Annotated in this window: 12 protein-coding genes; 10 read left to right on the top strand and 2 right to left on the bottom strand. The window is 61.7% G+C overall.

What is annotated here, in order from left to right:
- Nucleotides 1-34: 34 nt before the first annotated feature.
- The 4 genes from MA884_RS03910 to MA884_RS03895 all read left to right on the top strand — a co-directional run bounded on the left by MA884_RS03910 (nucleotide 35) and on the right by MA884_RS03895 (nucleotide 3,953).
- Nucleotides 35-1,012 (top strand): TRAP transporter substrate-binding protein, encoded by a 978-nt coding sequence (locus MA884_RS03910; RefSeq protein ID WP_256229122.1) that lies wholly within the window; start codon nucleotides 35-37, stop codon nucleotides 1,010-1,012.
- 74 nt (nucleotides 1,013-1,086) lie between these two features.
- Complete coding sequence (locus tag MA884_RS03905) at nucleotides 1,087-1,614, top strand: TRAP transporter small permease (RefSeq protein WP_256229121.1); 528 nt, start codon at nucleotides 1,087-1,089, stop codon at nucleotides 1,612-1,614.
- Nucleotides 1,614-2,894: a TRAP transporter large permease gene (locus tag MA884_RS03900; protein WP_256229120.1), complete on the top strand. Its 1,281-nt coding sequence runs from the start codon at nucleotides 1,614-1,616 to the stop codon at nucleotides 2,892-2,894. The genes MA884_RS03905 and MA884_RS03900 overlap by 1 nt, the downstream gene beginning before the upstream one ends.
- A gap of 189 nt (nucleotides 2,895-3,083) precedes the next feature.
- Nucleotides 3,084-3,953, top strand: a complete 870-nt coding sequence (locus MA884_RS03895) for an aldose 1-epimerase (protein WP_256229119.1) — start codon at nucleotides 3,084-3,086, stop codon at nucleotides 3,951-3,953.
- Between the two features lie 130 nt (nucleotides 3,954-4,083).
- Here the strand turns inward: MA884_RS03895 and bkdR are convergent, their stop codons facing one another.
- The gene (gene bkdR / locus MA884_RS03890; RefSeq protein WP_047227603.1) at nucleotides 4,084-4,572 is read right to left on the bottom strand and encodes a Bkd operon transcriptional regulator BkdR; all 489 of its coding nucleotides are present in this window, start codon (nucleotides 4,570-4,572) and stop codon (nucleotides 4,084-4,086) included.
- A 192-nt stretch (nucleotides 4,573-4,764) separates the two neighbouring features.
- Here bkdR and MA884_RS03885 point away from each other — a divergent pair, with 192 nt between their 5' ends.
- From MA884_RS03885 to MA884_RS03865, 5 genes are all read left to right on the top strand, one after another.
- Nucleotides 4,765-6,000: a 3-methyl-2-oxobutanoate dehydrogenase (2-methylpropanoyl-transferring) subunit alpha gene (locus MA884_RS03885; RefSeq protein WP_256229118.1), complete on the top strand. Its 1,236-nt coding sequence runs from the start codon at nucleotides 4,765-4,767 to the stop codon at nucleotides 5,998-6,000.
- Between the two features lies 1 nt (nucleotide 6,001).
- A complete protein-coding gene (locus MA884_RS03880; protein WP_256229117.1) occupies nucleotides 6,002-7,060 on the top strand; it encodes an alpha-ketoacid dehydrogenase subunit beta in 1,059 nt (352 codons plus the stop codon).
- On the top strand, nucleotides 7,061-8,323 hold the full coding sequence (locus MA884_RS03875; protein ID WP_256229116.1) for a dihydrolipoamide acetyltransferase family protein: 1,263 nt from the start codon (nucleotides 7,061-7,063) through the stop codon (nucleotides 8,321-8,323).
- Between the two features lie 3 nt (nucleotides 8,324-8,326).
- The gene (gene lpdA / locus MA884_RS03870) at nucleotides 8,327-9,709 is read left to right on the top strand and encodes a dihydrolipoyl dehydrogenase (protein ID WP_256229115.1); all 1,383 of its coding nucleotides are present in this window, start codon (nucleotides 8,327-8,329) and stop codon (nucleotides 9,707-9,709) included.
- A 292-nt stretch (nucleotides 9,710-10,001) separates the two neighbouring features.
- Nucleotides 10,002-11,021, top strand: coding sequence for a branched-chain amino acid aminotransferase (locus MA884_RS03865; protein ID WP_256229114.1), 1,020 nt, complete (start codon nucleotides 10,002-10,004; stop codon nucleotides 11,019-11,021).
- 177 nt (nucleotides 11,022-11,198) lie between these two features.
- On the opposite strand, the gene MA884_RS03860 is transcribed toward MA884_RS03865, so the two are convergent.
- Nucleotides 11,199-12,128: a DMT family transporter gene (locus tag MA884_RS03860; RefSeq protein ID WP_256229113.1), complete on the bottom strand. Its 930-nt coding sequence runs from the start codon at nucleotides 12,126-12,128 to the stop codon at nucleotides 11,199-11,201.
- Between the two features lie 109 nt (nucleotides 12,129-12,237).
- Between MA884_RS03860 and MA884_RS03855 the strand changes: the two genes are divergently transcribed.
- On the top strand, nucleotides 12,238-13,029 hold the full coding sequence (locus MA884_RS03855; RefSeq protein WP_256229112.1) for a helix-turn-helix domain-containing protein: 792 nt from the start codon (nucleotides 12,238-12,240) through the stop codon (nucleotides 13,027-13,029).
- The last annotated feature ends 165 nt before the right edge of the window (nucleotides 13,030-13,194 follow it).

The raw sequence follows: 13,194 nt of genomic DNA, 5'->3' as shown, positions 1-13,194 counted from the left end.
ATAGACATAAAAACAACAACACTGGAGATTGACCATGAATTTCAAACGCACGCTTCTGATCGCAGCCCTCCCCCTGGCCTTCCTTGCGCAAGCGGCCCAGGCTCTTGAGATCAAGTTTGCCGATATCCACCCCGATGGCTATCCAACCGTGGAAGCGGAAAAAATCCTCGGCAAGACGCTGGTCGAGGGAAGCAAAGGCCAGAAAGACCCGTTCACCTTCAAGATGTATTCCGGCGGTGTGCTGGGGTCGGAAAAAGAAGTCATCGAGCAGCTTCAGGTGGGTGCCGTACAAATGGCTCGCGTCAGCCTGGGCATCGTTGGACCGGTGGTGCCGGACGTGAACGTCTTCAACATGCCATTCGTGTTCCGTGACCAGGCGCACATGCGCAAGATCATCGACGGCGAAATCGGCCAGGAGATCCTCGACAAGATCACCAATTCCGAATTCAACCTGGTGGCCCTGGCCTGGATGGACGGCGGCACGCGCAACCTCTACACCAAGAAGCCTGTGCACAAGCCCGAAGACATGCATGGCATGAAAATTCGCGTCATGGGCAACCCGATGTTCATCGAAACCCTCAACGCCATGGGCGGCAACGGGATTGCCATGGACACCGGCGAAATTTTCAGTGCCCTGCAGACCGGCGTGATCGACGGCGCGGAAAACAACCCGCCGACCATGCTGGAGCACAACCACTACCAGAACGCCAAGTACTACAGCCTGACCGGCCACCTGATCCTGCCGGAGCCAGTGGTGATGTCCAAGTTCACCTGGGAAAAACTCACCCCCGAGCAGCAAGCCCTGGTGAAAAAAGCGGCCAAGCAATCCCAGCTTGACGAGCGTGAACTGTGGGACAAGAAGACCCTCGCCAGTGAAGAAAAACTCAAGGCCGCCGGCGTTGAGTTCATCACGGTCGACAAGAAACCCTTCTATGACGCCACCGCACCGATCCGGGCCAAATACGGTGCGCCGTACGCCGACCTGATCAAGCGTATCGAAGCCGTTCAGTAACACCTCTCAATCTGTACTTGAAAAGGCCAGGCGCGCCCGATGTCCCAGGGCGCGCCCGGTTACGGTGGAACCCGATGAAGAATTTGCTGCTGCGCATCAACGATAAGATTTACATGACTTGCATCTGGGTCGCCGGCCTCTCTGTCCTGGCAATTGCTCTGATGATTCCCTGGGGCGTATTCGCCCGCTACGTACTGGGTACCGGCTCAAGCTGGCCTGAGCCCAGCGCGATTTTGCTGATGATCGTGTTCACGTTCATCGGCGCCGCCGCCAGCTACCGCGCCGGTGCGCACATGGCCGTGGACATGCTCACCAACCGCCTGCCCCCGCACTTGAAAACCGCGGCCTCGGTCTTTTCCCAGCTGCTGATGGCTGCAATCTGCATCTTCATGATCAGCGGCGGCACCAAACTCTGCATATCCACCTGGAACCAGTACATGAGCGCCCTGCCTACGCTGCGGGTCGGCATCACGTACATGCCCATACCGGTCGGTGGTTTTCTGACCCTGATTTTTGTCCTGGAAAAACTCTTGCTCGGTGATCAGAGCAAGCGTCGGGTCGTGCAGTTCGACCTGGTCGAAGAAAGTGAAGGTGCCGCTTAATGGACGCTCTGATTCTGCTGGGCAGTTTTTTCCTGTTGATCCTGATCGGCATGCCGGTCGCCTACGCCTTGGGCGCCGCTGCGCTGATCGGTGCGTGGTGGATCGACATTCCGTTCCAGGCCGTGATGATCCAGGTCGCGGGCGGAGTGAATAAATTTTCGTTGCTGGCCATTCCGTTCTTTGTCCTGGCCGGTGCAATCATGGCCGAGGGCGGCATGTCTCGCCGGCTGGTGGCATTCGCCGGTGTGCTGGTGGGTTTCGTGCGCGGCGGTCTGTCACTGGTCAACCTCATGGCCTCGACGTTCTTCGGTGCCATTTCCGGCTCCTCGGTGGCCGACACCGCCTCGGTGGGTTCGGTACTGATCCCGGAAATGGAACGCCGCGGCTATCCGCGGGAGTTCTCCACCGCAGTGACCGTCAGTGGTTCGGTACAAGCCCTGCTGACCCCGCCCAGCCATAACGCAGTGCTGTACTCCCTGGCGGCCGGCGGTACGGTTTCCATCGGTGCGCTGTTCATGGCCGGCATCGTGCCGGGCCTGCTGATGAACGCCTGCCTGATGGTGCTGTGCCTGATCTTCGCGAAAAAGCGCAACTACCCCAAGGGCGAAGTGATTCCCCTCAAACAGGCGCTGAAAATCTGCCGGGAAGCCATGTGGGGCATGATGACCATGTTCATCATCCTCGGCGGCATCCTCTCGGGTGTTTTCACGGCCACCGAATCGGCCGCCATCGCTGTGCTCTGGGCATTTTTCGTGACCATGTGCATTTACCGCGACTACAAGTGGAGCGAGTTGCCGAAGCTGATGCATCGCACGGTGCGTACCATCTCAATCGTGATGATCCTGATCGGCTTCGCCGCCAGCTTCGGCTACATCATGACGCTGATGCAGATCCCGGCGAAAATCACCACCCTGTTCCTGACCATCTCCGACAACCGCTACGTGATCCTGATGTGCATCAACGCGATGCTGCTGGTCCTAGGTACGGTGATGGACATGGCGCCGCTGATCCTGATCCTGACACCGATCCTGATGCCGGTGGTCATGGGTATCGGCGTGGACCCAGTGCAGTTCGGCATGATCATGCTGGTGAACCTGGGTATCGGGCTGATCACTCCGCCTGTGGGCGCCGTGCTGTTCGTGGGCGCCGCCATTGGCAAGGTCAGCATCGAAAGCACCGTCAAGGCCCTGCTGCCGTTCTACGGCATGTTGTTCCTGGTGCTGCTGCTCGTGACCTACATCCCCGCCATTTCGCTGTGGCTGCCGCATCTGGTGTTGTAACGAACAAACGACAAAATCCCCCTGTGGGAGCAAGGCTTGCCCGCGATGCAGGCTCCTCGGTTTCCAGGGGGACTGCGTCATCTTCATCGCGAGCAAGCTTTGCTCCCACAAGTCCTCGCCACAGGGTTCGCACACAACAATCCCGCTTTCCCCACAACCGTTTTTTCAACCTTGCAAAACAAGGCCACCATGACCCCGCCTCTTCTCCATCTCGAAGACGAACTCACCCGCCTCGCCCTGGCCCCGCACCTGGGCGCCAGTCTCGTTGAATGGACATTGCGCAGCACTGGCGCTCCCCTGCTACGCCCGCCCGCGCCGCAAGCGCTGGAAAACGGCCTGCCGGGCAAACTCGGCTGCTTCCCGTTGATTCCGTGGTCGAACCGGATCGCCCAAGGCGGTTTCGATTGCCCCGGCGGCTGGCTTGCCCTGGACGCCAACAGCCCCAACGATCCGTTCCCGATCCATGGCAGCGCCTGGCAGCAACCCTGGCAAGTGATAGAGCAAAGCGCCCAGGAAGTGTTGCTGCAACTCGACAGCCAATCCCCGTTCGCCTACTGCGCCAGCCTGCGGATTCGCCTCAGCGGCGGCCAACTGCAAATCGCAATGCTCGTCACCCACATGGCCGAACAGCCCGCCTGGCATGGGCTGGGCTTGCATCCGTATTTTCCGCGCACCGCCGGCACGCGCCTGCAAACCCGGGCGAGCGAAGTCTGGATGTGCGATGAGAAAAAACTGCCGACAACGTTAGGCAACATTCCTCAAACCTGGGACTTCCAACAACCCCGCTTGCTGCCGGACACCCTCGTGGACAACGGTTTTGGCGGGTGGGACGGGCATTGCCTGATCCAGCAACCGGACCTGGGTTATGAGCTGGAATGCCGAGCCAGCGGTAGCGAATACTTCCTGCTGTACTGTCCCGTGGGCCTGGATTTTTTTTGCATCGAACCGGTCAGCCATCCGGTCAATGCCCACCACCTGCCAGGGCGGCCAGGGTTACGCTTGCTGGAGCAAGGGCAGTCGGTGGCGTTGGGGTTTTCGATGCAGTGTCGACTCCTGTAACCCCTCCAGACAGGTTCGTGTAGGAGCTGCCGAAGGCTGCGATCTTTTGATCTTTGGCTCGCGACTCAATTGTCTGGGACAAGATCGCAGCCTCGCTTCGCTCGGCAGCTCCTACAGGCCCAGCGGGAGTTCAGGTACCCAAGGTCAACCCATTGGCCGGCAACGGCAGCGCGGTCTTGTAGCGCACCTGCTTGAGCGCAAAGCTCGAGCGGATATTCGCCACACCCGGGACCTTGGTCAGAAAGTCCATCATGAACCGCTCCAGCGACTGGATCGACGGCACCAGCACGCGGATCAGGTAATCCGGGTCGCCTGCCATCAGGTAGCACTCCATCACCTCCGGCCGGTCGGAGATCGCCTCTTCGAAGTGCTGTAACGCCTCCTCCACCTGTTTTTCCAGGCTGACGTGGATGAACACGTTGACATGCAGGCCCAGCAGATCGGCATCCAGCAGCGTGACCTGCTCGCGTATCACCCCCAGCTCCTCCATGGCCCGGACCCGGTTGAAGCACGGCGTGGGCGAGAGATTGACCGACCGGGCGAGCTCGGCGTTGGTGATGCGGGCGTTTTCCTGAAGGCTGTTCAGAATGCCGATGTCGGTGCGATCGAGTTTACGCATGAGACAAATAATCCTATTTTTTATCGTTGTGCAGATTTTTTATCTGCAAATGATCTGAACAGCAACCTAACAGAGAAAAATATTCTTCTGCGTCGAGCCTATGATTGTTGTAGGACAATTTTCCTTACCCAGGAAAGTTCGTCAGCTAGCGCGCCCACTACAAGAAATTCACAAGATCGAGCGTAGAAAGCCATGAACCCAGCGTATGAACCACTACGCCTGCACGTCCCCGAACCCTCGGGCCGTCCCGGCTGCCAGACCGACTTCTCCTACCTGCATCTGAGCGATGCCGGCACGGTGCGCAAACCCTCCATCGACGTTGAGCCGTCCGACACCGCCGACCTGGCCCGAGGGCTGATTCGGGTGCTCGATGACCAGGGCAATGCCCACGGCCCATGGGCCGAAGACGTGCCTCTGGAGATCCTGCGCAAAGGCATGCGCGCCATGCTCAAGACGCGCATCTACGACAACCGCATGGTGGTCGCCCAGCGCCAGAAAAAAATGTCGTTCTACATGCAGAGCCTCGGCGAGGAAGCCATCGGGAGCGGCCAGGCCCTGGCGCTGAACATCGATGACATGTGCTTTCCCACCTATCGCCAGCAAAGCATCCTGATGGCCCGCGACGTGCCGCTGGTGGGGATGATCTGCCAACTGCTGTCCAACGAGCGCGATCCGCTCAAGGGCCGGCAGTTGCCGATCATGTACTCGGTCAAGGACGCCGGTTTCTTCACCATTTCCGGCAACCTGGCCACGCAATTCATCCAGGGTGTGGGCTGGGGCATGGCCTCGGCGATCAAAGGCGACACCAAGATCGCCTCGGCCTGGATCGGTGACGGTGCCACCGCCGAATCGGACTTTCACACCGCCCTCACCTTCGCCCACGTCTACCGGGCGCCGGTGATCCTCAACGTGGTCAACAACCAGTGGGCAATCTCCACTTTCCAGGCCATTGCCGGTGGTGAAGCCACCACCTTCGCCGGACGCGGCGTCGGCTGCGGCATCGCCTCGCTGCGGGTGGATGGCAACGACTTCATGGCGGTCTACGCTGCCTCGCGCTGGGCCGCCGAGCGCGCCCGACGCAACCTCGGCCCGGCGCTGATCGAATGGGTGACCTACCGCGCAGGCCCGCACTCCACTTCCGACGATCCTTCGAAGTACCGTCCCGCCGACGACTGGAGCCACTTCCCGCTGGGCGACCCGATTGCGCGCCTCAAGCAGCACCTGGTGAAAATCGGCCACTGGTCCGAAGAGGAACATGCTGCAGTCACCGCCGAACTCGAAGCCGAGGTGATCGCCGCGCAGAAGGAGGCCGAGCAGTACGGCACCCTCGCCGGCGGGCAGATCCCAAGCGCCGCGACCATGTTCGAAGACGTCTACAAAGAGATGCCGGAGCACTTGAAGCGCCAGCGTCAGGAGTTGGGGATCTGACATGAACGATCACAACAACACTATCCAGCTGGACACCGCCATGACCACTACCACCATGACCATGATCCAGGCCCTGCGCTCGGCCATGGACGTGATGCTTGAGCGCGACGACAACGTCGTGGTGTTCGGCCAGGACGTGGGCTACTTCGGCGGCGTGTTCCGCTGCACCGAAGGCCTGCAGAACAAGTACGGCACCTCCCGGGTGTTCGATGCACCGATCTCTGAAAGCGGTATCGTCGGCGTGGCGGTGGGCATGGGCGCCTACGGGTTACGGCCGGTGGCCGAGATCCAGTTCGCCGACTACGTCTACCCGGCCTCGGACCAGATCATTTCCGAAGCGGCGCGCCTGCGCTATCGCTCCGCCGGCGAGTTCACCGCGCCGATGACCCTGCGCATGCCCTGCGGCGGCGGCATCTATGGCGGCCAGACCCACAGCCAGAGCATCGAAGCGATGTTCACCCAGGTTTGCGGCTTGCGCACCGTCATGCCATCGAACCCTTACGACGCCAAGGGCCTGCTGATCGCCTCCATCGAAAACGATGACCCGGTGATCTTCCTCGAACCCAAGCGCCTGTATAACGGCCCGTTCGACGGCCACCACGACCGCCCGGTAACGCCGTGGTCGAAACACCCGTCGGCGCAGGTGCCGGACGGTTACTACACCGTACCGCTGGACGTCGCCGCCATCACCCGCCCGGGCAAGGATGTGACCATCCTCACCTACGGCACCACGGTGTATGTGTCCCAGGTCGCCGCCGAAGAAACCGGCATCGACGCCGAAGTCATCGACCTGCGCAGCCTCTGGCCGCTGGACCTTGAGACCATCGTCAAGTCCGTGAAGAAGACCGGCCGCTGTGTGGTGGTCCACGAAGCCACCCGCACCTGCGGTTTCGGCGCCGAGTTGGTGTCGCTGGTGCAAGAGCATTGTTTCCATCACCTGGAAGCGCCTATCGAGCGTGTCACTGGTTGGGACACTCCCTACCCGCATGCGCAGGAGTGGGCGTATTTCCCAGGGCCGTCCCGGGTGGGCGCGGCGTTGAAACGGGTCATGGAGGTCTGAATGGGCACGCACGTTATCAAGATGCCGGACATTGGCGAAGGCATCGCCGAAGTAGAACTGTCGGTGTGGCACGTCAAGGTTGGCGACATGGTGGTCGAGGACCAGGTACTGGCCGATGTCATGACCGACAAGGCCATGGTGGACATTCCCTCGCCAGTGCACGGTCGGGTGATTGCCCTGGGTGGCGAGCCGGGCGAAGTCATGGCGGTGGGCAGCGAACTGATCCGCATTGAAGTCGAAGGTGCCGGCAACCTCAAGGAATCGGCGCAACCCGCCGTCGCCGCGCCAGCGCCGAAACCCGCGCCGGTGGCAACGCCTGAACCGGCGCTGGAAAAACCCGCTGCGGCGCCACGCCCGGCTCCGCAAGCCCCGGTGGCCCGCGATCCCGACGAGCGCCCGTTGGCCTCTCCGGCCGTACGCAAACACGCGCTGGACCTGGGCATTCAATTGCGCCTGGTCCAGGGCAGTGGCCCGGCCGGCCGTGTCCTGCACGAAGACCTGGAGGCCTATCTGGCCCAGGGTCCGTCGATCCAGACCAAAGGTGGAGCAGGCTACGCCGAACGCCACGACGAGCAGCAGATCCCGGTGATCGGCATGCGCCGCAAGATCGCCCAGCGCATGCAGGAGGCGACTCAACGTGCCGCGCATTTCAGCTACGTTGAGGAAGTCGACGTCAGCGCTCTGGAAGAACTGCGGGTTCATCTGAACGAAAAACATGGCGCCAGCCGCGGCAAGCTGACCTTGTTGCCATTCCTGGTGCGAGCCCTGGTCGTGGCCCTGCGCGACTTCCCGCAAATGAACGCCCGCTATGACGACGAAGCCCAGGTCATCACCCGCTCGGGCGCCGTGCATGTCGGCGTTGCCACCCAGAGCGACGTCGGCCTGATGGTGCCGGTGGTGCGCCACGCCGAAGCCCGCAGCCTGTGGGACAGCGCGGCAGAAATCTCGCGCCTGGCCACCTCGGCCCGCAATGGCAAGGCCAGCCGCGATGAGCTGTCCGGCTCGACCATCACCCTGACCAGCCTCGGCGCCCTCGGCGGAATCGTCAGTACGCCGGTGCTGAACCTGCCGGAAGTGGCGATCGTCGGCGTGAACAAAATCGTCGAACGGCCCGTGGTGATCAAGGGCCAGATCGTGATCCGCAAGATGATGAACCTTTCCAGTTCCTTCGATCACCGGGTGGTCGACGGCATGGACGCGGCGCAATTCATCCAGGCCCTGCGCGGCCTGCTCGAACAACCCGCCACCCTGTTTGTGGAGTAATTAATGCAGACTTTGCACACCACGCTGCTGATTATCGGCGGCGGCCCCGGCGGTTATGTGGCGGCGATTCGCGCCGGTCAGTTGGGCATCCCAACCATTCTGGTGGAAGGCCAGGCGCTGGGCGGAACGTGCCTGAACATCGGCTGCATTCCGTCCAAGGCGTTGATTCACGTCGCCGAGCAGTTCCATCAGACACGGCACCATAGCCAGGGCTCGGCCCTGGGCATCACCGTGGCGGCGCCAACGCTGGAGATCAGCAAGAGCGTGGAGTGGAAGGACGGCATCGTTGACCGGCTGACCACCGGCGTCGCGGCGCTGCTGAAAAAGCATAAGGTCCAGGTCATTCAGGGCTGGGCCAAGGTAGTCGATGGCAAGACGGTTAACGTCGGTGACACGCGCATCCAGTGCGAACACCTGCTGCTGGCTACCGGTTCGAAAAGCGTCGACCTGCCAATGCTGCCGATTGGCGGGCCGATCATTTCCTCCACCGAAGCCCTCGCCCCTGCCTCGGTGCCCAAGCACCTGGTAGTGGTGGGCGGTGGCTACATCGGCCTGGAGTTGGGTATTGCCTACCGCAAACTCGGCGCCGAGGTCAGCGTGGTCGAGGCCCAGGAGCGGATTCTGCCGGCCTACGACGGCGAACTGACCCAACCGGTGCACGAGGCGCTCAAGCAGCTGGGCGTGAAGCTGTTCCTCAAACACAGCGTCGAAGGTTTCGATGCCCAAGCCAGCACGTTGCAAGTGCGCAATCCCGCTGGCGATACGCTGAACCTGGACACCGACCGGGTGCTGGTGGCCGTTGGTCGCAAACCCAACACCCTGGGTTGGAACCTCGAAGCGCTGCAGCTTGAGATGAACGGTTCGGCGGTAAAAATCGACAACCGTTGCCAAACCAGCATGCGCAACGTCTGGGCCATCGGTGATTTGAGCGGCGAACCGATGCTCGCTCACCGCGCCATGGCCCAGGGCGAAATGGTTGCCGAGCTGATCGCCGGCCAGCCTCGCGAGTTCACCCCGACGGCCATCGCTGCGGTGTGCTTTACCGACCCGGAACTGGTGGTGGTTGGCAAGACCCCGGACGAAGCCAAGGCTGCCGGGCTCGACTGCATCGTTTCCAGCTTCCCGTTCGCCGCCAATGGTCGGGCCATGACCCTGGAATCGAAAAGCGGTTTCGTGCGGGTCGTGGCGCGGCGGGACAATCACCTGATCGTCGGCTGGCAAGCGGTCGGCGTCGGTGTGTCGGAGCTGTCCACCGCGTTCGGCCAGTCCCTGGAAATGGGCGCACACCTGGAAGACATCGCCGGCACCATCCACGCCCATCCGACGCTGGGCGAGGCGGTGCAGGAAGCGGCGCTGCGGGCGTTGGGGCATGCGTTGCATCTGTGACAGTTGTGGGTGAATAACTTGTGGGAGCAAGGCTTGCTGTGGGAGCAAAGCTTGCTCGCGATGCAGGCGCCTCGGTTCACCAAGGACCGCGTTGGCTGTATCGCGGGCAAGCCTTGCTCCCACAGCAAGCCTTGCTCCCACAATCCCTCACAACGACCGCAGGGCTGTTTTCAGCTGCAGGATCCATGTAACAGGCTGCGAAACAGCCCCGGAATGAAGTATTGTTGTCCCCATCCAAAAAACGTCAGAAGCCTTGAACCGTTTCGGCGGTTGTTAAGAAATAGAGGGTGTCATGGGTAACGAGAGCATCAATTGGGACAAACTGGGCTTTGACTACATCAAGACCGACAAGCGCTACCTGTCGCACTGGCGCGATGGCGCCTGGGACGCCGGCACCCTGACCGACGACAACGTGCTGCACATCAGCGAGGGCTCCACCGCCCTGCACTACGGTCAGCAATGCTTCGAAGGCCTGAAGGCCTATCGCTGCAAGGACGGTTCGATCAACCTGTTCCGCCCGGACCAGAACGCCGCCCGCATGCAGCGCAGCTGCGCCCGCCTGCTGATGCCGTTCGTCGAGACCGAGCAGTTCGTCGAAGCCTGCAAGCAAGTGGTCCGCGCCAACGAGCGCTTCATCCCGCCTTACGGCACCGGCGGCGCGCTGTACCTGCGCCCCTTCGTGATCGGCGTAGGTGACAACATCGGCGTGCGCACCGCGCCTGAGTTCATTTTCTCGGTCTTCTGCATCCCGGTCGGCGCCTATTTCAAGGGCGGGCTGACCCCACACAACTTCCTGATCTCCAGCTTCGACCGCGCCGCCCCACAAGGCACCGGCGCGGCCAAGGTCGGTGGCAACTACGCCGCCAGCCTGATGCCCGGTTCCCAGGCCAAGAAGGCCAGTTTCGCCGACTGCATCTACCTGGACCCGATGACCCACTCGAAAATCGAGGAAGTCGGTTCGGCGAACTTCTTCGGCATCACCCACGACAACAAATTCGTCACCCCCAAATCCCCTTCGGTCCTGCCGGGCATCACCCGCCTGTCGCTGATCGAACTGGCCAAATCGCGCCTGGGCCTGGAAGTGATCGAAGGCGACGTGTTCATCGACAAACTGTCGGACTTCAAGGAAGCCGGCGCCTGCGGTACCGCTGCGGTCATTACCCCGATCGGCGGTATCAGCTACAAGGACAAGCTGCACGTGTTCCACAGCGAAACCGAAGTCGGTCCGATCACCCAGAAACTCTACAAAGAGCTGACTGGCGTGCAGACCGGTGACGTGGAAGCGCCGGCGGGCTGGATCGTCAAGGTTTGATCCAAGCCTCCCCGTTGCACTAGGGGGCTTTTGTGGCGAGGGAGCTTGCTCCCGCTCGACTGCGCAGCAGTCGCAACCCAGGCAATGCGGTCTACCTGAATGATCGCGTTGCCTGGCTTTGGGGCTGCTGCGCAGCCCAGCGGGAGCAAGCTCCCTCGCCACATGGGCTTGTCTCCCTTACTCCCGCCGCAAAACCGGCCATCGCCCCCAACGCTGGCGAAACCATCCGTAACCGCTGACCAGTAGAATCCCACTCAATACCAGAGCGGCGCCGACGATGAAGTTCGGCTCCAGCGGTTCATCCAACAACCAGACTCCGAAACCGATGCCAAACAGCGGCGTCATGAACGACAGCACCCCCAATTGCGAAGCCAGGTAGCGGCGCAGCAGGGAAAACCAGATCAGAAAACTGGCGAACGATACCAGCAATACCTGAAAGGCCAGGCTGGCCAGCAGTTGCGGTGTGGGGTTGATCGTCGTTTGCCCCAGCGCTACCGACATCCCTACCAGCAGCACCCCGGCGCCGACCAATTGATACAGCAACGTCTGGCTGGCGGGCAGGTTCGTCAACCGCGAACAACGCACCGTCACCGTGGTCGCTCCCCAGAGCGCACCGGCCAGCAAGCCCATGCCATCGCCGAGCAGCGAGCTGCCGCTCGCCGATCCAGAACCACCGCTGAAGGCCACGACAATACCGCCGAATGCCACGGCGATACCCAGCCATTGCACAGGTTTTAGGCGCTCGCTTGGCAGTTTCCAGTGCAGCCCCAGGGCGGCGAACATGGGCGCGGTGTAGAGGAAAATCACCATGTGTGAAGCCGTCGTGTGGCGCAGGCCTTCACCCACCATCACGAACTCCAGGGCAAACAGCAACCCCACCAGCAGGCCCGGACGCCAACTGCCATCGGCCAGCGACAGACGCTCGCCCCGCACCCACACCAGTAGCGATACCAATACTGCGGCGATGGCCGAGCGCAGACCCAATTGCAGCATGGGCGCCATATCGGCGGCGCTGGCCTTGATTGCGACCTGCTGAAAACCCCAGATGGCGCACAGGCCAGTCATTAGGGCGCAGACTGGGCCATCCAGGGCGCGGCGGGTCGTCATGGGATTAGTCCTGAGGATTGATTTGAGGAAAGGATTGTCTGCCTGACAACTTTGATGGATATAGTGATAACCCGACAAACCATCCCGGCAATCCGCCATCGTGGTCGATATGCATCCACCTGCCCAGCATTTGAAGATTCCGCCGTTCGAAGCCACCCTGCCGACGCCGATTTATTTTCGCAGCGCCTGCATGCCGGCCCACGCCACTTACCCACGACACCGCCACGCCTGGGGCGAGTTCGTCTACTCCTATAGCGGGGTCATGGAGATCGAGATCGCCGGACATCACTACCTGGCACCGCCGCAGTACGGCATCTGGTTACCATCGGACATGGAACACATGGGATTCAATCGGCATGAGGCCTGTCATTGCTCTTTGTACCTGTCAGCCGAACTGTGCAGCGCCCTGCCCGCCTGGCCTTGCGCATTGACCTTGAGCCCGTTGATCCGCGCCCTCCTGGAAGAACTGCGCAACGACCCGCCGAGCGCTACGCCGACACCTCAACAGCAACGTTTATTACACGTGCTGGTGGACAAACTGACCCAGGCGCCCCACGTTGGCAGCTACCTGCCCTCCTCCGACGATCCACTGTTGGGACCGGTACTGCGAGCCCTGGAGGCCAACCCGGGTGACCCACGCTCGCTGCCGGAACTGGCCCGCGCCGCCAACACCACCGAACGCACGCTGATGCGCCGGGCACAGCGGGACCTGGGCATCTCACTGGTGCAATGGCGCCAGCGCCTGAAAGTCATCGAAGCCCTGGCCCTGCTCGAACGAGGCCAGACCGTGGAAACCATCGGCCTGGACCTGGGCTACAGCAGCGCCTCGGCGTTCATCAGCATGTTTCGCAAAATGATGGGCACCACGCCAGAGGAGTATCGACGCAGGCACATGGCTTGATGACCATGGCGCGGCTGACACCGCCATCGCGAGCAGGCTCGCTCCCCACAGGAGATTGGGGTGTTCATGAGCTTTGGGTTCACCGCAGCTCCATTGTGGGAGCGGGCTTTCTCGCGAAGAGGCCGTCACATCCAACATCAATGCTGACTGACCCACCGCCATCGC

The organism is Pseudomonas sp. Q11, from assembly GCF_024494355.1.
GTDB lineage: Bacteria > Pseudomonadota > Gammaproteobacteria > Pseudomonadales > Pseudomonadaceae > Aquipseudomonas > Aquipseudomonas hefeiensis.
Note: the sequence above shows the minus strand (reverse complement) of the source record. Positions and strands in the feature narration are given on the sequence as shown.